Consider the following 20661-nt stretch of genomic DNA (forward strand, 5'->3'; position numbering starts at 1 on the left):
TCCCCATCCACCAAAGCGGGGCGCTTGTTTCGCTGGCCCCCTTAGCTTGACGCAGGCGGAGCATGAAACCGCACGTGGAGCCAGTCGGGACGCAAAAAATGGTTCGCGGTGGCCAGGCTTGCCCCGCGCCGCCGGATGCGGCATCAGCAGGCCGCACAACGGATCCGACCTCGCCGGATGGCTACCCCGGGCGCCGATCCCTCGGGAAACCCGCACCCAAGACAGATCTCCATGAGCTTCCTCGCCAAGACGCGCCAGCAATGGCTCGCCACTCCTGGCCGCGACCTGCTGGCCGGCACGGTCGTCGCCCTGGCCCTGATCCCCGAGGCCCTGGCCTTCGCGTTCATCGCCGGCGTCGACCCGGCCGTGACCCTCTACGCCTCGTTCGTCATCGCCATGACCATCGCCTTCGTCGGCGGCCGTCCGGCGATGATCTCGGCCGCCACCGGGGCCATGTCGCTGCTGATGGGCGGCCTCGTGCGCGAGCACGGCATCGAATATCTGTTCGCCGCCAGCCTGCTGACCGGCGCCATCCAGATCGTCATCGGAACCCTGCGTCTGGGCCGCTACGTGAAGTTCGTCTCGCGCTCGGTGATGAGCGGCTTCGTCAATTCGCTGGCGATCCTGATCTTCATGGCCCAGATGCCCCAGCTGATCGGCGGCAATTGGCAGACCTTCGCCCTGGTGGGAGCGGGCCTTGCGATCATCTATCTCTTCCCGCGCCTGACCAAGGCGGTCCCGTCGTCGCTGGTGGCGATCCTGGCGCTCAGCGCCGTTGCAATCGCCCTGAACCTGCCGGTGCGCACCGTGGGCGACATGGGCCAGCTGCCCACGGCCCTTCCGCGGTTCCACCTGCCGGCCGTGCCGCTGACGCTCGAGACCCTGAGGATCATCGCGCCGGTGTCCCTGACCCTGGCCTTCGTCGGTCTGCTGGAGAGCCTGCTGACCGCCAACCTGCTCGACGACCTGACCGACAGCCCGTCGGACAAGGATCGCGAGACGCGCGGCCAGGGCATCGCCAACCTCGTCTCGCCGCTGCTGGGCGGCATGGCCGGCTGCGCCCTGATCGGCCAGTCGATCATCAACGTGAAGTCCGGCGGCCGCTCGCGCCTGTCGACCTTCTGGGCGGGTCTGTTCCTGCTGATCCTGATCCTGGTGCTGCGCGACTGGGTGGCCAGGATCCCGATGGCCGCCCTGGTGGCGGTGATGATCATGGTCTCGTTCACGACCTTCGACTGGAGTTCGGTGCGCAAGCTGCGCTCGACGCCGGTGCAGTCGACGATCGTCATGCTGGCCACGACCGTGACGGTGCTGGCGACCCGCGACCTGGCCAAGGGCGTGGTCCTGGGCGTGCTGCTCAGCGTGCTGTTCTTCGCCCGCAAGGTCGGGAAGATGATCGCGGTGAAGGAGCGGGCGGACAGCACCGAGACGGTCCGCCGCTATGTCGTCGAGGGCCAGCTGTTCTTCGTCTCGGCCGAGCTGTTCGCCGCCGGCTTCGAGTTCCATGGCCATCCCGAGCGGGTCGAGATCGACATGGCCGGCGTGCGCCTGTGGGACCTGACCGCCGTCGGCGCGCTGGACAAGGTAGTGTCGCGCTATCGCCGCCAGGGCGCGGTGGTGTCGGTCGTCGGCCTCGACGAAACCGGCGCGGCCCTGGTGTCCAGGCTCGGCACCTCCGACGGCGCGCTCACGGCTGCAGGATGACGATCAGCACGGCGGCGATCAGCACCACGCCTTCCACACCGTGGATCACAACGGCCAGCCAGTTGGAGCGGAAGGCCTGGGCCGGCAGGCTGTAGCAGAGGCAGCTGATCACCAGGCCGGGCATGATCCAGATCTTGTGCACGTGATAGCCGGCGAACAGCAGGCCGTTGCCCAGCCACGCCCAGCGCCCCCAGGCCCGCTCCATGCGCGGCAGCAGCACGCCGTGGAACAGCAGGGCCTCGCCCAGGGCGTAGTTGAAGAGGCTGGAGACCAAAGCCAGGGCCAGGATGTCCCACCGGCCCTTGGCCTCGGGTGTGATCAAGTGCTCGATCTGGGCGAAGGCCGGCGCCGCCTCGGCCAGGCGCTGTCCGAAGGGCGTGGCCTGGAACAGTGCGCCGACCGCCTCGTCGCCCAGGAAGCCCAGGCCCACGAACAGCGGACCCAGCAGGAAGGCCGAGGCGAACGGCCGGCCGCTGGACCGCCAGGTCGGCGCCTTCAGCCACAGCCGCCGACGCAGGGCGGGCAGGGTGAAGGGCACGCCCTCCAGCCTCAGAACGACCAGGGCCAGCACGCTCTGCCAGGCCATGCCGACCACCACCATGCGCCAGAACACTAGCCCCGGCAGCGGATCGCCGGGCGTCATCAGCCGGGGCGCGACGACCCAGGCCAGCACCGCCATCGGCGCGACGGCGGCCCCCCAGATCAGCAGGATCAGCAAGGTCTCCCAGGCCAGGGTCAGCCCGCTGGGTACGACCGAAATGCGCGAGGCGTGCACCGGGCGCACGCCTAGAACCGGCGAACGAGGCTGACGAAGCCGGCGGCCGTCTGGCCCTTGTCCATCAGGGGGCTGTCCTTGATGTCGTCGTCGAACACCTCGACCTCGGCGGCGGCGATCACATAGAGCCGCTCGGTCAACTGGTAGCGGGCCTGGACCCCCAGCGAGGGCACGACCACTCCGCCCGACGGCGCCCGGGCGGTGCGCCCGAACTCATAGGCCCGGCCAGCGGCGACCTCGTTCTCGCGCAGGCCATAGAGCCAGGTGGCCAGCTTCTCGTCCTTCCACGACAGGCCGGCCACGGCCTCCAGCGACAGCCGTTCGGTGGGCTGGGCGGCCAGGGTCAGGTCGAGATTGATCTCCTGGCCCTCGGTCTCGCCCGTGGCGTCGGCCAGCAGCTCCAGGCTCAGGGTCGCGGGGCCGGCCATGCCGCTGAACCGCGCGCCGACATCGACGCCGGTGTCGCGCTCCATGAAGGCGAAGTCGCGAGTGTCCTTCGGATCGACCAGCTGGAAGCGCGGGCTGATGCGCCCCTCCAGCTTGAAGTGCTGGGTCTCATAGGCCTTGACCGCCAGGCCCGACAGGTCGGCGGTCAGGTAGCGGTTCTGGTAGAAGAACAGCGGCAGGACGCCGGTCTCGGTTTTCTCGCGGGCGCTCTCATAGGGATTGCTGGTCGCATAGACGCCAGCGCCGAGCAGCAGCAGGTGGTCGGGCTCCTCGCTCTCGGCGCGGGCGGCGAGCGGGTGGAGCGCCAGGGCGCAGGCGGCCAGGGCGGCGCCCTTCAGGCGAAGGATCATGACTGTTTCTCTCGAACGAGGAGGTGACAGTCATGAGGCTGGAGCAGGCGCCGCCGGGCGTCGTCCGGACAGGTAGGCTCGAAGGGGGCGGGCTTCCGATCCTGCTGGACCGGACATTGCTGGAGGGGCGCGTCAGGCGGCGGGGCGGAAGGCGCTGGGCGGCCGGCCGGCGTGCTTTTTCACAGCGGCGTTGAAGGTCGAGCGCGAGTTGAACCCCACCTCATAGGCGATCGAGAGAATGGCTTCGTCGGTGGTGCGGATCCGCTCCACGGCCTCATCGACCCGCCAGCGGTTCACATAGTCGAAGAAGCTCTGGCCCAGGTGCTCGTTCAGCACCTGCGACAGGTGGTTGGGCGAGACGCCGATGCGGGTGGCCAGGGCGCTCAGCGACAGCAGCGGGTCGCGATGCAGGCCGTCGGCCGCCATCGCCCGGTCCAGCCGCGCGGCGATCTCGACCTGACGCGTCTGGGGCAGCGCCGAGCGGGCGTATTTCTCGGCCGGCGGCAGGGCCTTGGGCGTTTCGGTCTGGGGCGTGAAGATCGGCTGCTGCGACAGGCCAAAGAGGCCGATGGCCGCCGTCCAGGCCAGCTCCACCGCAGCGCCCGCGACGTCCAGCCAATCGGCGTGGGCGACGTTCAGCGCCAGGCCCGACTTCACCGCGCCCCAGATCCAGGCTGCCAGCATCACCAGCAGCAGCACCCGCAGCCAGCTCAGGGTACGGTTCTCGATGTTGGAGAAGAGGTCGCGCACCCGCCGCACGTGCCGGCCCATCACCCGGAAGGCGGCGGCCAGGTAGCCCAGGGTCGTCAGCAGGAACAGCGCCACGAAGGCCAGCTGCAGCGGGCCGGCCCAGGCGTCGGTCTCGGCCCCGACGCCGGTGTAGATGGCGATCCGGGTCGGGATCGGCAGGGCGAAGAATGGCAGGGCTAGCAGCAGGGCGATCCCCGCCGGCCAGCAGAGCCGCGCGATCCGCACCGGGCTCCACCCCGCCTCCGGATCCCCGGTCATGGCCACCACATAGGCCAGGATCGCCGGCCCCAGGAACAGCGAGGTCGACCACAGCAGGCCGGTGGCCCACGGCGCTGCGGCATAGACGCCGCCGCGATCCAGGATCAGGTCGACGCCCGACAGCGCGCTCAGCAGCAGGAACACCGCCAGCGCGCTCGCGGGAGCCTTCCGCCAGCCGGGCCGCAGCACCAGCTGCGTCGCCGCGAACAGGCCGATGGCGGCGGCGGCCGACGACAGGATCAGCACCAGGGCGCCGCTCATTCAGTCATTTCCCCGAAACCGCGCGGGAAGCCCTACGCGCGAAACGGCGCGGAGAGTGTCGCGGAACGTGCGTCGCCTCAAGCCTGCGACAGGCTCAGCACGTTGCCATCGGGATCGGCGAACCAGGCGACCTTGGCCTTGCCGTCGGGAGCGGTCCATATGCCCAGGGCGTCCTGGCCGAAGCCCTCGTAGATCGTGAAGACCACGCCCCGGCCGGCCAGGGTCCGCACGGCGGCCTCGATGTCCGTCACGTTCCAGCCGAACACCGGATGGGCGCCGGCCTTGAAGTCGGGCAGGGCGGTCAGGCGGATCAGCGCGTCGCCCGCTCCCAGAAAGTCGCCGAACGGGTCGGAGCTATGCACCGCCAGGCCCAGCTTCTCGACATAGAAGTCGAGCGCGCGCTGACGGTCGCTGACGTGGACGAAGGCGACGGGCGTTCCGGAAATGGCGGGCATGGTCTTTCACTCCCTGCGGGAAGCTGTCAGCGAATCCTGCCGCGAACGCTCGGGCATGGCGACGGACCAGTTGAAGGAGACCTTCCCGTTGCGGCCCGTCGATCCCGTCGCGCCTGGGGGTCCGTCCGGTCCGAGGGCTTTGCTGTCGCATGCGGGCTTGACGGGAACACCCGCGCCGCCCGCGCCGCCTAGGCCTCCGAGACCCCCGCAGATCTGGCCGCCGCAGTTTTGAGGCTGCCCGGCGGCGTTCGTGTCGGTGAGCACCGAGAAGGCCGCCCAGGCCGACTGCGAGGAGGTGACTATGGAGACATTGGCCGCGTCGCCGCCGTTTTGTCCCGGGCCGCCAGGGTTGCCGGCCGAGGCGGCGGCGTCGGCGGCGCAGTCGGATGGGTCGCGTGGCGGTGCATTGGAGCCTGGCGCGCCCGCCACTCCGGCGTTGAGGATCGAGAGGCCCTTGCCCTCCACGTTCTGGACCACCAACTCGACTAGGCCAGAGCTCTCTCCCATTGTCGCCTCTGAGGGGCCAGGGGATATTAGCTGGGCCGTGTCTTCGATGATCAAGAGCTCGATTACCAGCTTCACCGGGAAGCCGTTGGTGAAGATCTGCGCGCCGGGCTTCAGCCGCAACTCGCCGATGTAAGTTGTGCCTTGGTTCGGCACGAACGGCTGGCCCTGCCAAACGATAACGTCCTGGAGAGCCTGCGTCTTGTCGGGCTCGGCCGCGGCCGCGGCCGTCGAAAGCGCCAGTCCGAAGGCGAGCCCGCACGCATATGGAAAACGCACCATTTTGAAGAAGTCTCTCCTGCTACTGCAAGTGAGAGTTTAGCTGTTGCCGCGACCGGTCAAGCTTGTCGGGTGATTTTTGTCGGCGGCACGTCTCTACGCCACCGCGTAGTCGCGCATCTGCATCGGGCTGCTCTGGCTGACCGGCAGGATGAAGCTGACCGTGGTGCCTTCGCCCGGGTTGGAGACCATCTCCAGGGCGCCGTCGTGCATCTCGACCAGCGATTTGGTCAAGGCGAGACCCAGGCCCGTGCCCTGCGTGGTCTTGGAGTGCTGGCTTTCCACCTGCTCGAACGGACGCGCCAGGCGGGCCAGGTCCTCGGCGGCGATGCCGATGCCGGTGTCGGTGACCGACACCTTCACCCGCTCGCCCAGCGGATCGCGGCGAATCTCGGCGCGCACAGTGACGCGGCCCTGGCGCGGGGTGAACTTGATGGCGTTGCTCAGCAGGTTCAGCAGCACCTGCTTGACCGCGCGGTAGTCGGCCTCGATCTCGGGCAGGGGCGGGAAGTCGACCTCCAGCTTCAGCCCGGCGGCCTCGGCGCGGTTGCGCACCAGGCGCACGGCGTCCTCGGTGACGTCTTCCAGGTGCAGCGGCTCGAACTTCAGGTTCATCTTGCCGGCCTCGATCTTCGACATGTCGAGGATGTCGTTGATCAGGGCCAGCAGGTGCTGGCCGGAATTGTGGATGTCGAGGCTGTAGCCCTTGTAGCGCTGGTCGCCGAGCGGGCCGAACATCTCGTTCATCATGATCTCGGAGAAGCCGTTGATGGCGTTCAGCGGCGTGCGCAGCTCGTGGGACATGTTGGCCAGGAACTCGCTCTTGGCCTTGTTGGCGCCCTCGGCCTTGACCTTCTCCATCTCGTACTTGCGGGCCAGCTCGGCCAGCTGCTCCTGGCTGCGCTCCAGGCCGGCGACGGCGTTCTGGAGCTGCTCCTCGTTGCGGCGACGGGCCTCTTCCTGGGTCTTGATGGCGGTGATGTCGGCGGCGGTCATCACGAGGCCGCCCTCGGCCGTGCGCCGCTCGCTGATCTGGATCCAGCGGCCGTCGTTCATCTCGGCCTCGCGCACGCCCTTGGCGCCGGTCGGGTCGGGGATCTCCTGCTTGATGGCCAGGGCCGCGAAGCGGTTGACCTCGGCGCGGGCCGCGCCGGGCTTCAGGATCCGCGGCTCCAGCGAGAAGACGCTGCGGTAGTTCCTGTTGCACATCAGCAGGCGGCCCTGGCGATCCCAGAGCACGAAGGCCTCCGACACGCTCTCGATGGCGTCGCGCAGGCGGTTCTCGGCGGCCTGGGCGCGGGCCTGGGCCAGGCGCTCCTCGGTGACGTCCAGCGCCACGCCGATGATCCGCGAATAGCCGTCCTCGCCGGGCTTGCCGAAGCCCTGGCCGCGGGCGTCCACCCAGATCGAGCGGCCGCCGTGCTCGCGGGCGGGGATGCGGAACGAGACGTCGAAGGCGCCGAACTGGGCGGCGTTGGCCAGGGCCTGGCGCACGCGGTCGCGGTGGTCCGACGAAATCCGCTCGACCAGGTCCTCGCCGGGCGCGACGCCGCCGCCGCCCCAGCCGAACATCGCGCCGGTGACGTCGGACATGTAGACCTCGTCCGAGCGCAGGTCCCATTCCCAGATGCCGCAGCGGGCGGCCTCGACGGCCAGGCGGAAGCGCTGCTCGCTGTCGATGAACTCGCGCTGGGCGGCCTCGGCGCGGCGGCTCTGCAGCATCAGGATCAAGGCCAGGGCGATGCCGGCGGCCAGCGGGATCAGCAGGGTCAGCGCGCCTTCCATCAGGCGGCGGTCGACATTGGCGACGGTGTGGCTGGGGGCGCTGACGGCGGCGATCAGGGCGCCCTGGGCCAGGGGCTCGAAGGCCACGTCCAGGCCCGAGCCGTCGACGCCGCGGCCGGTCAGGGCGGCGGCCCCGCCTTGCAGGTCCTCCACCGACAGGGCGTAGGCCTGGTCGAGGCTGGCGGCGCCCTGCACCGCGCGGCCGACGCCGACCAGCAGGCCGCCGTCCGGCAGGAAGAGGGCGTTGGACTGGGTCTTGTCCGGCTCGCCCAGCAGGCGCGAGGGATCGCCGGCGGCGATGACGTAGCCGCGGCCGGCCGAGGTCTGGGCGGCCATGGCCACGTAGAGGCGGCCGCTGCGGCCGACGCCGCCGATCCAGGCGCTGCGGCCCGAGGCGGCGGCGGCGCGAGCCGCTTCGCGCCAGTCGGCCGAAGTATCGCGGCCGGCCACGGCCATGACTTCGCCGGTGGTGGCCACGGCGACGGCCATGGCCTCGCCGCCGGCGGCGCGCAGGGCGGTCTCGGCCGCGTCCATGGCCGAGGTCGGGTCGCGTTCGAGCAGGTCGCCCGCCGCCGACAGGCCGGCGCGCTGGGCCGCGAGATTGGTCTCGACCTTGCCCGACAGGATCTGGGCCTGGGCGGCCAGGGCCGCGCCGCCGGGCGGGGCGGCGGCTTCCTTCTGGAGCTTGACGACGCCGAGGGCGGTGTAGACGGCCAGCAGCAGCAGTGCGGCCAGGATCACGACGCGGACATAGGCCTGCGACGACCGGGCGGCGCGCATGCGAGCCGCGCCCGCAGCCGAAAGTCCGGCCTTGGCCGTCCTCCCGGGTTTCGCCCCGCCAATCCGCAACGCTTAAAGCTCCCACACCCCCGGCGAGTCAGTTCGCCGACTATGGTGAATCTACCGTACCCGTTCGGTCGGCGTCACCCTGGCGAGGCCCGATTCCCTGGGGGCTGAGCGCTTTGGTCGCAACCGTTGCGCGGAAGAATCACCCCAGGCTCGCGCCAGAGGGCTTCCTTCTCCCCTTGCGGGAGAAGGTGGCGGCCGAAGGCCGACGGATGAGGGGTCTCTCAAACCCTGACCGCCGCATCCAGCCGATCCGCCTTTCGCAGCGGACAGGGCTATCGACCCCTCACCCGACCTCTCTCCGGGAGGCCACCCTCTCCCGCAAGGGGAGAGGGATCTCGTGGTCAATCCAGCGCTCGCCCCGCCAGCTCCAGCACGTTCTTCGACAGGCCCGGCGCGGCCTTCACGCGCTCAAGCTCCCGCCGCATCAGGTCGCCTAGCGCGGGGACATAGCGCCGCCAGCCGCCCAGGGGCTCGACCAGGCGGGCCGCCGTCATCGGGTTGAAGCTGTCCACGATCAGGATCTGGTCGGCCAGGAAGCGGTAGCCCGCGCCGCTGGGGTCGTGGAACCGCGCCGGGTTGGCGCTGGCGAAGCCCTGCACCAGGGCGCGGAAGCGGTTGGGATTGCCGGCGTCGAAGTCCTCGTGCTCGGTCAGGGCCAGAACGCGCGCAAGCGCGCCTTCCGACGGGTCGCGGGCCTGCACCGAGAACCACTTGTCCAGCACCAGCGGCTCGTGCCGCCACTTGGCGTGGAAGGCCGAAAGCGCCTTCTCGCAGGGCTCGCCGCCGACGGCCAGCAGGGCCGAGAGACCGCCCATGGCGTCGGTCAGGGCCGCGGCGGCCTCGAAATGGCCGACGATGCGCTGGACGTTGTCGGCGTGCGGGTCGGCGGCCAGCAGGTCGACACAGGCGTTGCGCAGGGCCCGGCGGCCGGCCGAGGCGGCGTCGGGCGAGAACTCGCCGTCGCTCTGCATGGCGCCGTGGATGCGGGCCAACTGCTCGCCCAGGTACACGGCGATGCGGGCGCGCAAGGCGTCGCGGGCGGCGTGGATCGCGCCCGGATCGGCCGGATCGACGGCCAGGGCCAGGTCGCCCTCGCTCGGCAGGGCCAGCAGCAGGGCCTTGAAGGCCGGATCGGCGGCGGCGTCGTCCAGCGCCTGGCCCAGGGCCTGGGCGTAGCGCTCCTCGCCGACCTCGTCCGGAACCCCCGCCGCGCGAGCCAGGATCAGCCCCCGGGCCAGGCCCTGGCCGGCTTCCCAGCGGTTGAAGAGATCCGGATCGGCGGCGAACAGCACATAGGCGTCGGCGGGCCGCGCGTCGGTGGTCAGGGTCACCGGGGCTGAGAAGCCGCGCAGGGCCGAGATCACCGGCGCCTCTTCCACGCCCTCCCAGCGCACCGTCAGGCTCTCGCCCTCCAGCAGCACCACCTCGCTGTCGCGCAGCGGCGCGCCGGTCTGCGAGAGCAGGCCGATGGTCACCGGGATCGGCAGGGCCTTCTTGACCGGCTGGCCGCTGGTGGGAGCCGTCTTCTGGCTCAGGGTGATCGACAGCGCCTGGGCGGCCGCGTCATAGGCGTGGGTCAGCGACACCGACGGCGTGCCGGCCTGTTCGTACCAGGAGAAGAACGACGACAGGTCGCGGCCCGAAGCTTCCGCGAAGCAGGCGATGAAGGCCTCGACCGTCGTGGCCTCGCCGTCGTGGCGCTCGAAATAGAGGTCCAGGCCGGCCCGGAACGCGTCGGCGCCCAGGATGGTCTTCAGCATGCGGATGATCTCCGCGCCCTTCTCGTAGATGGTCGCGGTGTAGAAGTTGTCGATCTTCAGATAGCTCGACGGCCGCACGGCGTGGGCCAGCGGGCCGGCGTCCTCGGCGAACTGGCGGGCGCGCAGAGCTTTCACGTCCTTGATCCGCTGCACGGCCGCGCCGCGCATGTCGGCGGAAAAGCTCTGGTCGCGGAAGACCGTCAGGCCCTCCTTCAGGCACAGCTGGAACCAGTCGCGGCAGGTGATGCGGTTGCCGGTCCAGTTGTGGAAATATTCGTGGGCGACGACGCTCTCGATGCGCTCGTAGTCGAAGTCGGTCGCCGTCTCCGGCTCGGCCAGCAGGAGGGAGGAGTTGAAGATGTTCAGCCCCTTGTTCTCCATGGCCCCGAAGTTGAAGTCGCGCACGGCCACGATCATGAAGAGGTCCAGATCGTATTCGCGGCCGAACGCCTCCTCGTCCCACTTCATCGAGCGCTTGAGGGCGTCCAAGGCATAGGCGGCGCGCGAGGCCTGGCCGGGATCGACGAACACCTTCAGCGCCACGGTGCGGCCGCTCATGGTGACGAAGTCGTCCTCCAGCACGTCCAGCCGGCCGGCGACCAGGGCGAACAGGTAGGCGGGCTTGGGGAAGGGGTCGTTCCAGACGGCGAAGTGGCGGCCGTTCTTCAGCTGGCCGGCCTCCATCAGGTTGCCGTTGCTCAGCAGGTGCTCGAACGAAGCGTCGGCCTCGATCCGCACGGTGTAGCGGCTCAGCACGTCAGGCCGGTCGGGGAAGAAGGTGATGGTGCGGAAGCCCTCGGCCTCGCACTGGGTGCAGAACCGGCCGCCCGACATGTAGAGGCCCATCAGCGCCTTGTTGGCCGACGGATCGATCTCGACCTCGGTGACCAGTTCGAAGGCGTCGGGGACGTCGGCGATGGTCAGGCGCTCGTCGTCCAGTTCGTACTGGTTGGCGCTCAGGGCCTGGCCGTCGATGGCGATCGCCTTCAGCGCCAGGCGCTCGCCGTTCAGCGACAGCGGCTCGCCGGCAGCTCCGGTGCGGCGCACCTGCAGCGTCGCGGTCACGCGCGTGGCCGACAGCTCCAGCTGGAAGGACAGGTGCGTCGTCTCGATCTCGAACGGGAACGGACGATAGTCGGAGAGCCGGATCGGCTGGGGCGTTTCGGTGCGCATGCGGCCAATGTAGTCGCCCGTCGGGGCCGGGGCGAGGCCGCCGGTTGCGCGGTTTGTCGATTTATCGGCTAGGTTGGCGACTCAATCGGGGGTGTTTTCACGTGTCAGAGATCGCCAATTCGGAACCTGCGCCCGGCCTTTCGCCGGGACGTCGCGCCGCGACCGTCGCCTGGGCGCTGGCCCTGGCCTTGATCGTCACCGTCGCCGGCGCGATCGTGGCCTTCGGCCTGGGCATGATCGGCCTCTACCTCTACGGGGTGATGCGGCCCGAAGAGTCGCTGACCCAGGTCGACGAGGTGCTGCTGAAGCAGGCGCCGATCGCCCTGCTGTGCGGGGCGTTCACGGTCTTGAGCACCTATTCGGTGCTGGTGCGGCTGGTCGAGAAGCGCGACCGCACCGAACTGGCGCCGAACGGTGCCTGGCGCGAAGCCGCGCGCGGGGCCGGTCTGGCCGCCGCCGCCTTCGCCCTGCTGATGGCCGTGCTGACGTTGATCGGCGCGGTGACGTGGGGGCCGCCGTCGCTGGTGGACTGGCGCTGGGCCATTCCGGACCGTCTCGTCACCGGCATCGCCGGCGGCGTGGTGATGGCCGTCGTCGTCCAGGGCGTGCTGACCCGGCTCTTGGCCAAGGCCCTCGGCCCGATCCCGGCCGTCGTTCTCGCCGCCGTGCTGGTCGCCTGCTTCTACCCCGCCTCGGACGGTCCGCTGCTGCTCGCCCAGCGCCTGGGCGCGCTGCTCGGCGGGGCGATCCTGGCCCTGGCCTATCTGCGCAATCAGCGTCTATGGCTTGGCATGGGCCTGGCCGGAGCCTGGGGCGCGCTCGTCCATCTGGTGACCGGCGGCTATGCGCTGGAAGGCGGCTACGACGGCACGGCCGCCTTCATCTCCGAGCCCGAGCGCGGCGCGCTGGTCTCCTGGTTGCGCGGGTCGAGCGGACCCGAAAGCTCGGTCCCGCTGCTGGTCGGCGGCGCGCTGGTCGTCGGCTGGCTGGCCTGGCGCGCCTGGAAGGAGGGCGCCTTCTCGCGGGCTTGAGGCGGATCCCAACAAGCTTGAGGCGGATCAATGTGCGGCCCAGCGGGCGGGCGCATCACCCCTGGCGACGCCTCGACGCGTCGCACTCCAAGGGGATAAGACCATGACCGCCCTCCGCCTCGCCCTGCTGGCTGGCCTGACGCTCGCCGCCGCGACCGGCGCCGCTCAAGCCCAGGAGGCCTTCACGCCCGCCGCCAAGGGGACCTGGCAGGTCAACCTGCGCGCCACCGGCGTGCTGCCCGACGCGGGCGACCCGATCGTCACCTCGGCCGGCGCGGCCACCGGCCTGAAGGCCGACGTCAAGGACGACGTCAAGCCGACCCTGGGCGTCTCCTACTTCATCACCGACAAGCTGGCCGTCGAGGTGATCGCCGGCACGACCCAGCACACCGTTAAGGCCGTGGGGCCGGGAACCGACGTCGTCGTGCACAAGACCTGGGTGCTGCCGCCGGTGGTCTCCGCCCAGTACCACTTCGCGCCCAAGGCCCGGTTCAATCCCTATGTCGGCGCGGGGCTGAACTACATGCTGTTCTACAGCGGCAAGGACCGCAACGGCTTCACCGTCGATCTCGACGACGGCTTCGGCTACGCCCTGCAGGTCGGCGCCGACATCGCCGTGAAGGGGCCCTACGTCGTCAATCTCGACGTCAAGAAGGTGTGGTTCGAGACCGACGCCAAGATCAATGGCGGCGCGCTGAAGTCCAAGGTCAACCTGGATCCGACGGTGGTGTCGGTGGGGATCGGGCGGCGGTTCTAGACCCCGGACAATCTCAAAACTCCCGTCATTCCCGCCCTTGTGGCGGGAACCCCTCTGTCAGCCGCAAAGGCAGTAGTGGCGGCGTGCTCAGCACGCCGCTTGCGCCTCACGTGTCAGCGGAACCAGGGCTTCCCGCCACAAGGGCGGGAATGACGGGAGGATAGGGGGCCTCAGCCCTCAACCGTCCCGCCCGCCGCCGGCGTCTCGTGCAGCTCGCGCTCGATGGCCGCGGCCTTCTGGGCCAAGGCCAGCAGGGCGGGGGGCGCGTCCTCGGGGTGGTCGCCGACCAGGGTCACGATCTCGCGGGCCAGGGCGTGCAGGCGCGGGGCGGTGGCGATCAGCTTGGCCTGGAACTCGATCTTGCGCGGGTCGCGGTCGTACTCGGCCCCCGGCGTGCGCCAGCCGCCCCAGTCGTTGGGATCGGTGACCACCACCGGATAGGTGCCGGGGAAGGGGTGGTGCAGGCAGTCGCCCTCCTGCTGCCACTTGTTGCGGGCCCGCAGCACCCGCCAGTTCGACAGGACGCCGCCTTCCTGCGGGTCCATCTTGTCCTCGGGCTTCAGCTCGTGGGCCAGGAATTCGCGGCCCAGGCCGACGTCGTAGGTCACCCGCACGGGCTCGTCGAAGCCCTTGGCCCAGATGGGCACGATCTTCTCGATCGTCGCCCAGGCGCCGACGCTCTCGACCCAAACCTTCTGGTTCCGCTGGTAGACGGTCTTGGCCATGGGACTCCGGAACTTCGGCTGGAAGGGGGGCTGCGAATACTCGGGTCGCATAAGAACCTGAAATTCTTGACGCCGGGTCAATCTTTCCAGGGGGCGCAAGCTCGGTCATCGTCGTTTCCAACGGCCGTCGACAGAACGGCCAAGGGAGAGAAACGGCCGTGGATTTCGACTATTCCGACGACCAGAAGTTCCTCAAGGACGAGGCCCGCAAATTCCTGAGCGGCCGCTGTCCGCCCGCGGTGGTGCGCGGGGTGCTGGACGATCCCGTCCGCAGCCATGACCAGGCCCTCTGGGCCGCCGTCGCCGAGCAGGGCTGGCTGGGCGCCGCCATTCCCGAAGAGCACGGCGGCCTGGGCCTGGGCCGCGTCGAGCTCTGCGCCATCGCCGAGGAGCTGGGCCGCGCCGTCGCCCCGATCCCCTTCGCCTCCACCGTCTACGTCCTGGCCGAGGCCGTGATGGCCCACGGCTCCGACGCCCAGAAGGCCGCCATCCTGCCGCGTATCGCTTCCGGCGAGCTGATCGGCTGCCTGGCCGTCAGCGAAGGCCCCGGCGTGCTCACCTCCTCGGCGCTGTCGAGCAAGGTGGAGGGCGGCAAGCTCTCGGGCGTGAAGATCCCCGTCACCGACGGCGACATCGCCCACACGGCCATCGTCCTGGCGTCCGAAGGCGGCAAGCCGGGCCTGTTCCTGGTCGACCTGACCGGCGCGGGCGTGAAACGCGAGACGCTGGAGAGCCTGGATCCCACCCGCGGCGTCGCCCGCCTGACCTTCGACGGCGCGGCCGCCGAGCGGCTGGGCGCGGCGGGCGAGGGCTTCGACCTCGTCCAGGCCATCCTCGACCGCGCCGCCGTGCTGCTGGCCTTCGAACAGCTGGGCGGCGCCGACCGCTGCCTGGAGATGGCCAGGGAATACGCCCTGGGCCGCTACGCCTTCGGTCGCGTGATCGCCGGCTACCAGGCCATCAAGCACAAGCTGGCCGACATGTACGTCAAGAACGAGGTCGCCCGCTCCAACGCCTATTACGGCGCCTGGGCCCTGAACGACGACGCTCCCGAACTGCCCACGGCCGCCGCCGCCGCCCGCATCGCCGCCTCGGAAGCCTTCTGGTTCGCCAGCAAGGAAAGCGTCCAGGTGCATGGCGGCATGGGCTTCACCTGGGAGGTCGACTGCCACCTCTACTACCGCCGCTCGCGGCAGCTCTCCCTCGTGGCCGGTTCGCCCCGGCTCTGGAAGGAGCGGCTGGTGAGCGAGCTCGAGAAGAAGAACGCGGCTTAAGGAGAGCGATCATGGATTTCAACGACTCCCCCTCCGAAGCCGCCTATCGCGACAAGGCCCGCGCCTGGCTGGAAGAGGCCGCCGCCGCCCACAAGGCGCAGCACGGCGAACCCAAGCCCAACACCCCCGAGCACATGGCCGCCGCCAAGGCCTGGCAGGCCCGCAAGGCCGCCGCCGGCTACGCCTGCATCACCTGGCCCGCGGCTGTGGGCGGGGGCGGCGGCACGCCGATCGAGTCCGTGATCTTCGGCCAGGAGGAGGGCAAGGCCGGCGTCGCCTACGGCTACTTCACCATCGGCCTGGGCATGTGCGTGCCGACGGTCATGGCCTTTTCCGACACCGACACCAAGAAGCGCTTCGTCTCTCCGGCCGTGAAGGGCGAGGAGATCTGGTGCCAGCTGTTCTCCGAACCGGCCGGCGGCTCCGACGTCGCGGCCCTGCGCACCCGGGCGGTCAAGGACGGCGACGAGTGGGTGATCAACGGCCAGAAGGTCTGGACTACCGGCGCCCACTACAGCGACTTCGGTATTCTCCTTACACGGACGGACCCCGACGTGCCCAAGCACAAGGGCCTGACCATGTTCTGGATCGACATGCGCGACGCCGCCGTCGAGTGCCGGCCGATCCACCAGATGTCGGGCGGACGCGACTTCAACGAGGTCTATTTCAGCGACCTGCGGGTCAAGGACAGCCAGCGCCTGGGCGAGGTCGGGCAGGGCTGGCAGGTGGCGCTCGTCACCCTGATGAACGAGCGCCTGGCCGTCGGCGGCTCGGCCGGTCCCAACTATCGCGAGGTGCTGGAACTGGCCCGCGCCTTGCCGGGCGAGGACGGCCCCGCGCTCAAGAACGACGCCTTCCGCGAGAAGCTGGCCGACTGGTTCGTCGCCTCCCAGGGGCTGAAGTTCACCCGCTTCCGCACCATGACCGCCCTGTCGCGCGGCCAGACCCCGGGACCGGAAAGCTCGATCGGCAAGATCATCTCGGCCAACCAGCTGCAGGATCTGGCCAACACCGCCGTCGAGATGCAGGGCGAGTACGGCGTCCTCACCGGCCCCGAAGCCGCCGCCGGCGCGGCCTTCCAGCAGAGCCTGATGTGGGCCCCCGGCCTGCGCATCGCCGGCGGCACCGACGAGATCCTCAAGAACATCATCGCCGAACGGGTCCTGGGCCTGCCCGGCGACGTGCGCGTCGACAAGGACGTGGCGTTCAAGGACATGCCGACGGGCAGGTGAGGGGGCGATCAATCCCTCTCTCTTTGAGAGAGGGAGGGGCCCGCGCCGAAGGCGTGGGAGGGTGAGAGGTAACAAAGCCAGCCGATCGAAGCGCGGTCGGACGGTCGTCGCCGCCCCGTAGAGCCCGCTTGCTTCCTTCCCACCCACCCCGTGGAAAGGCTCGAGGTTCGCCGGCCAAAGGTGAAACCTCTCACCCTCCCACCGCTCCGCGGCGGGCCCCTCCCTCTCTCCATGAGAGAGGGGTCTCGATTACGAGAATCGCCCGGGCGACCGCGCCTCGCAAACTCGCCCCACGCGCGAAAAATGACGATCCCCTGACAGGCGAAAATCGTGTGATTACACGGAATTAGCCGGGCAACGCGCCTGTTCCACGTTCCAATTAAGGCATGGCGACCGACAGTGGTCGAACGGCGGTCTGGCGAGCTTGACAGCGTCGTCGCCGACGGCTCATGAGTGACTCCGATCTATGGTTAACGGCGGGGCTGGAGGGGAGCGATGCACGAGGCCAGCGACGCTGTTTCGACCCTCCTCGATCGGGGGCTTCACCTGGGGCGGGCGGCGCGGTCGTGGATGACCACCCGGCCGTGGACGCGCCTTGGGCCGACCCGTCGCCTGCCGCTCGGCGTGGCCGCCGCGACCCTGGTCGCCATGCCGCTGTTCGGCTGCGATTTCTCGGCCAACCAGCTGTTCGCCAAGCGCGCCGGCGCCTGCCCGCGGCCGCAGGCGGCTCAGGGCGTCTCGGGTCAGTTCAACCAGCAGCAGATCGAGATCCGCAACCTGCGCCAGGGCGGTTTCCGCGGCGACTTCTTCGCCCAGCTGGAACTGGCCCGCCGCTACGAAGGCCAGCGGGCGGTCGACAAGAACCTCGACGATCCGGTCGAGGCGGCCACCTGGTACGCCATGGCCCTGGCCAATCCGGCCGGCTACGCCCCGATCGCCGCCTACGAGCCGCGCGGCAAGCCGGGCAAGGCCCTGTCGCGCTTCGACGACTGCCGCGCCTATGAGCGCCACGCCGCCTACGGCGCCCTCGACCGCCAGCTGTCGCGGATGTCGACCGAGGAGCGCGAGCAGGTCCGCAACCGGGTGATCTACATCCTGTCGACCCAGGGGGCCGACGGCTTCCGGGCCCTGGCGCGCATGCACGACGGCTATTTCGGCCCCTATGGCGAGCCGTCCGACAACCTCCAGGCCGTCGAGGCCTATGGCGACCGCAAGCATGTCGGCGCCCCTGCCGCGCTCGACCTCTTCCGTCGCAACGACGTCGACGCCTATCTCTACAACTATCTGGCGGTGCAGACCGGCGACGTCTCGGCCTACGTCATGCTCAAGGACTTCGAGCGCTCCTCGCCGCAGCGGGCCTCCTACGGCGGCTTCGTCGAGGGCAAGGCCAAGCGCTGGATCCCGCCCTACGAGTTCTATCCGGCCGACTCCCCGGACTCCGGCGTGCCCCATTCCGACGAGAGCGATCCGTCCGGCGAGGCCCGCGAGGCGGCCCTGGCCCGTCTGCACGAACTGCCCTTCGTCCATATCGGCGAGGCCCTGGCCTATCTGCGGATCATCCCCGCGCCGCTGCTCGACGAGCGGCTGCTGGCGTCGGGCGACGCCCAGACCTTCCAGGCCTCGATCGGCCGCCCGACCACCGGCCGCCTGACGCCGATCGAGAAGGTGAGGGCGGTGCAGTACGCGGCCGTCAACGGCTCGTCCAAGGCCCAGCTCGTCCTGGCGGTGATGTACTCCGAGGGCGTGGGCGTGCCGCGCGACTACGCCCGCGCCTACCACTGGTACGAGGAGGCCGAACGCCAGGGCTCGCCCGAGGCCAAGTACGCCATGTCGACCTTCTTCTCGCTGGGCCTGCAGGGCGTGGCCGACCAGGACCGCGCCAAGGCGGTGGTCTACCAGCTGGACGGCGCCCTGGCCGGTTTCAAGCCGTCGGTCTGGCGCCTGCAGCAACTGCTGGCCCAGGTCTCGCGCCCGCCCCGCGCCCCGGGCGAGCGGCCCCGGCCGTACGAGGCCAGGCCCTATGCCGGCCCCGCGAACGCGCCCGGCCCTTCGAACGCTGAAAGGGACTATCGATGAGACGCCTTCGCCTGTTCGCGGCGGGACTCGTCGCTCTCAGCCTGGCCGCCGTCGGCGCGCCGCAAGCCGCCCTGGCCTCGCCGGACGCCAAGGTCGATCAGCAGATCCGCCCGTGTTTCGGCCTGCTGATCCAGCCGGCCCTGTCGCACGGCTGCAAGGGCTATGTCCCCAAGCGCAAGCCGCCGCGCCGGCCCTACTATCCCTCGCGCCCCTATGAGCGTTACCGCACCAGCGTCGACTGCGACGTTGCCTATCCGGGCGAGGTCAGCGACGTGCTCTCGCGCCTCTATGACGGCGACACCCTCACCCTGATCTCGCGCAACGGCGGGGCCTGCGTCGAGACGCTGAACGTCACCCGCGCGGTGCACATCGTCGCCCGCGACTACAGCCCCTCGCGCGCCCGGCCGATCCTGATGGCCCCGGCCGACCAGCCCTGCATCCGCATCGCCCCGGGCGTGGCCTATGTGGTGCTCGAGAACCTCGGCCTGGAATCGACGCGGGGCGGCACGGCCTCGTGCATCGTCGGCCGCGCCACCGAGCTTGCCCTCAAGGGCGTGGTCGTGCGCTACGACGGCGAAGGCTCGGCCATCGACGTCGCCGACAGCCGGGTGGAGCTCTACCAGACCGCCTTCGTCGGCCGCACCCGCGCCCCGGTGGTCAAGCTGTCGGGCGGCCTTCAGGCCCAGGACGTCGATGTCGCCGCCACCGCCATCGGCATGGCCGTCGAGACCGGCCGCGACAGCCGTCTGCGTGATGTCCGCGTGGTGCGCCTGGGCGACTGGACCGGCTCGTCGCGCGTGCGCAGCTCGGCCGGCTTCGTGCTGACCGGCGTCAACCGGGATCAACTGGTGCAGATCGACGGCCTGTCGACCGACGGCTTCTCGCGCGGCATCTACATCAGCGGCGGCGAGACCACCCTGCAGCGCCCCGTGGTCCGCGACAGCGACTGGGCGGTGGTGCTGGAAGGCGCCGACCTGCGCGTGCTGGACGGCCAGCTGGAAGCCGCCGATGTCGGCATCTACGCCGCCTCGGGCGTGGTCTTCGCCTCCGACAACGCCATCGCCGGCGTGATGCGCGCGGGCCTGTTCGCCGACAGCGGCGCCCAGATCCGCGCCCGCGACAACCGCGTCTTCGCCCGCCCCGGCGGCTGCGAGGCCCTGGTCACCGGCTATTTCGACGGCGCCCTGACCTGCCGTCCTTGGTTCGAGGCGCCGGAACTGTTCCGCACGCCGCGCGACCGCGCCCGCCAGGACTACGACAGCTACTGGCCCACGAGCGCCGTCGCCACCCTGGCCGGTCCCGCGCCCGCCGCCCTGGCCGGCGGTCCCGCCGATCCCTACGACGCCTCGGCCGCCGCCGGCGGTCCTGTCGCCGCCCCTCAAGGAGCTCCGCGATGATCCGCACGCTCGCCATCGGCGTCCTGGCGCTCACCATGGCCGCCGCCGGCCTCGCCCAGGCCCAGCCGGGCCCCGTCGCCGCCAAGCGTCCCGCCGGCCGCGGCGGTCCCTGCGGCGCGCCTCTGACCGGCCAGGCGCCCGACGTCATGACCTATGACCGCGCCACCGGCACCCAGGTGTTCGTCAGCGGCCAGGGCGGCACCGAGGTCTCGGCCTACAACCAGCGCACCGGCTCGTCGGCCGGCCTGCGCGGCGACCTGTCCAAGCCGGGCGTGACGGAGTCCTGCGCCTCCGACGCCCTCACCGGCGACGGCTATGCGGTCACCTCGCGCGGCCCGGGCGACATCGCCGTGGTCGGCCGCGACGGCCAGACCGGCGAGCGCTGGGCCATCAAGCGCACCGACGGCTCGACCGAATACTGGGATCCGCGCGGCGAGCACCGCTGCTTCCGCGCCGGCCTTGGCCTCTTCCCCGGAACCCGCGGATGCTGAAGCGTCTCGCGCTGCTGGGTCTGGCCGCCGCCCTGCTGACCGCCTGCGCCTCTCCGCACGGCCACAGCCCGCCCCCGCCGCCGCGCCCGTCCGAAGTGACACCACCGCCCCCGCCGATCGACGTAATCCGCCCGAAGGTGTGACGCGCCGAAAAAACCTCTCTCTGAGAGAGAGGGAGGGGCCCGCGCCGAAGGCGTGGGAGGGTGAGAGGTTTCACCGCTGGCAGGAAAACCCCAACTTCCCCCATGCCGTCATCCCGGCCGAAGCGCGTAGCGCGTAGAGCCGGGACCCAGGGGCCGCCGCAATGCGCTGGCGACCGCTGGGACGC

17 protein-coding genes and 1 other annotated feature are annotated in these 20661 nt (G+C 70.3%); of the genes, 9 read left to right on the forward strand and 8 right to left on the reverse strand.

The annotated features are described in order from the left end of the window. Positions 1-157 precede the first annotated feature (157 nt). Positions 158-211: a sequence feature (sul1 is cis-regulatory element that is thought to sense ions involved in sulfur or methionine metabolism; They are found in Alphaproteobacteria), on the forward strand. Between the two features lie 20 nt (positions 212-231). Beyond that, on the forward strand, positions 232-1704 hold the full coding sequence (locus AC1RRS_RS21825; RefSeq protein WP_492856985.1) for a SulP family inorganic anion transporter: 1473 nt from the start codon (positions 232-234) through the stop codon (positions 1702-1704). Here AC1RRS_RS21825 and AC1RRS_RS21830 read toward each other — a convergent pair. The 7 genes from AC1RRS_RS21830 to pepN all read right to left on the reverse strand — a co-directional run bounded on the left by AC1RRS_RS21830 (position 1688) and on the right by pepN (position 11350). After that, the gene (locus tag AC1RRS_RS21830) at positions 1688-2479 is read right to left on the reverse strand and encodes a CPBP family glutamic-type intramembrane protease (RefSeq protein WP_492856986.1); all 792 of its coding nucleotides are present in this window, start codon (positions 2477-2479) and stop codon (positions 1688-1690) included. The genes AC1RRS_RS21825 and AC1RRS_RS21830 overlap by 17 nt on opposite strands. 11 nt (positions 2480-2490) lie before the next feature. Continuing rightward, the gene (locus tag AC1RRS_RS21835) at positions 2491-3276 is read right to left on the reverse strand and encodes a MipA/OmpV family protein (RefSeq protein WP_492856987.1); all 786 of its coding nucleotides are present in this window, start codon (positions 3274-3276) and stop codon (positions 2491-2493) included. A gap of 132 nt (positions 3277-3408) precedes the next feature. Beyond that, a complete protein-coding gene (locus AC1RRS_RS21840; protein WP_492856988.1) occupies positions 3409-4545 on the reverse strand; it encodes a helix-turn-helix domain-containing protein in 1137 nt (378 codons plus the stop codon). A 77-nt stretch (positions 4546-4622) separates the two neighbouring features. Beyond that, positions 4623-5000 (reverse strand): VOC family protein, encoded by a 378-nt coding sequence (locus AC1RRS_RS21845; protein ID WP_492856989.1) that lies wholly within the window; start codon positions 4998-5000, stop codon positions 4623-4625. A gap of 6 nt (positions 5001-5006) precedes the next feature. After that, the gene (locus tag AC1RRS_RS21850) at positions 5007-5786 is read right to left on the reverse strand and encodes a hypothetical protein (RefSeq protein WP_492856990.1); all 780 of its coding nucleotides are present in this window, start codon (positions 5784-5786) and stop codon (positions 5007-5009) included. Positions 5787-5879: 93 nt separating this feature from the next. Next, positions 5880-8348: a cell cycle histidine kinase PleC gene (pleC, locus tag AC1RRS_RS21855; RefSeq protein ID WP_492856991.1), complete on the reverse strand. Its 2469-nt coding sequence runs from the start codon at positions 8346-8348 to the stop codon at positions 5880-5882. 410 nt (positions 8349-8758) lie between these two features. Beyond that, a complete protein-coding gene (gene pepN, locus AC1RRS_RS21860; RefSeq protein ID WP_492856992.1) occupies positions 8759-11350 on the reverse strand; it encodes an aminopeptidase N in 2592 nt (863 codons plus the stop codon). Positions 11351-11451: 101 nt separating this feature from the next. Between pepN and AC1RRS_RS21865 the strand changes: the two genes are divergently transcribed. Further along, positions 11452-12381, forward strand: coding sequence for a CPBP family glutamic-type intramembrane protease (locus tag AC1RRS_RS21865; RefSeq protein WP_492856993.1), 930 nt, complete (start codon positions 11452-11454; stop codon positions 12379-12381). A 103-nt stretch (positions 12382-12484) separates the two neighbouring features. Beyond that, positions 12485-13138 carry an OmpW/AlkL family protein gene (locus AC1RRS_RS21870; protein WP_487291021.1) on the forward strand — a complete coding sequence of 218 codons (654 nt, stop codon included), beginning with the start codon at positions 12485-12487 and terminating at the stop codon, positions 13136-13138. 170 nt (positions 13139-13308) lie between these two features. Here the strand turns inward: AC1RRS_RS21870 and AC1RRS_RS21875 are convergent, their stop codons facing one another. Continuing rightward, entirely contained in the window at positions 13309-13863 is a 555-nt protein-coding gene (locus tag AC1RRS_RS21875) for a hypothetical protein (protein WP_492856994.1), read from the reverse strand. Positions 13864-14021: 158 nt separating this feature from the next. Here AC1RRS_RS21875 and AC1RRS_RS21880 point away from each other — a divergent pair, with 158 nt between their 5' ends. From AC1RRS_RS21880 to AC1RRS_RS21905, 6 genes are all read left to right on the forward strand, one after another. Then, a complete protein-coding gene (locus AC1RRS_RS21880; protein ID WP_492856995.1) occupies positions 14022-15137 on the forward strand; it encodes an acyl-CoA dehydrogenase family protein in 1116 nt (371 codons plus the stop codon). An 11-nt stretch (positions 15138-15148) separates the two neighbouring features. Beyond that, positions 15149-16369, forward strand: a complete 1221-nt coding sequence (locus AC1RRS_RS21885) for an acyl-CoA dehydrogenase family protein (protein ID WP_492856996.1) — start codon at positions 15149-15151, stop codon at positions 16367-16369. 495 nt (positions 16370-16864) lie between these two features. Next, positions 16865-18445 (forward strand): tetratricopeptide repeat protein, encoded by a 1581-nt coding sequence (locus AC1RRS_RS21890; RefSeq protein WP_492856997.1) that lies wholly within the window; start codon positions 16865-16867, stop codon positions 18443-18445. Next, on the forward strand, positions 18442-19842 hold the full coding sequence (locus AC1RRS_RS21895) for a hypothetical protein (protein ID WP_492856998.1): 1401 nt from the start codon (positions 18442-18444) through the stop codon (positions 19840-19842). The genes AC1RRS_RS21890 and AC1RRS_RS21895 overlap by 4 nt, the downstream gene beginning before the upstream one ends. After that, positions 19839-20333 carry a hypothetical protein gene (locus AC1RRS_RS21900; RefSeq protein WP_492856999.1) on the forward strand — a complete coding sequence of 165 codons (495 nt, stop codon included), beginning with the start codon at positions 19839-19841 and terminating at the stop codon, positions 20331-20333. The genes AC1RRS_RS21895 and AC1RRS_RS21900 overlap by 4 nt, the downstream gene beginning before the upstream one ends. Further along, positions 20327-20476, forward strand: a complete 150-nt coding sequence (locus tag AC1RRS_RS21905; protein WP_492857000.1) for a hypothetical protein — start codon at positions 20327-20329, stop codon at positions 20474-20476. Before AC1RRS_RS21900 ends, AC1RRS_RS21905 begins: the two co-directional genes overlap by 7 nt. Positions 20477-20661: the final 185 nt, after the last annotated feature.

The organism is Caulobacter sp. GW821-FHT12A07 (genome assembly GCF_058807655.1).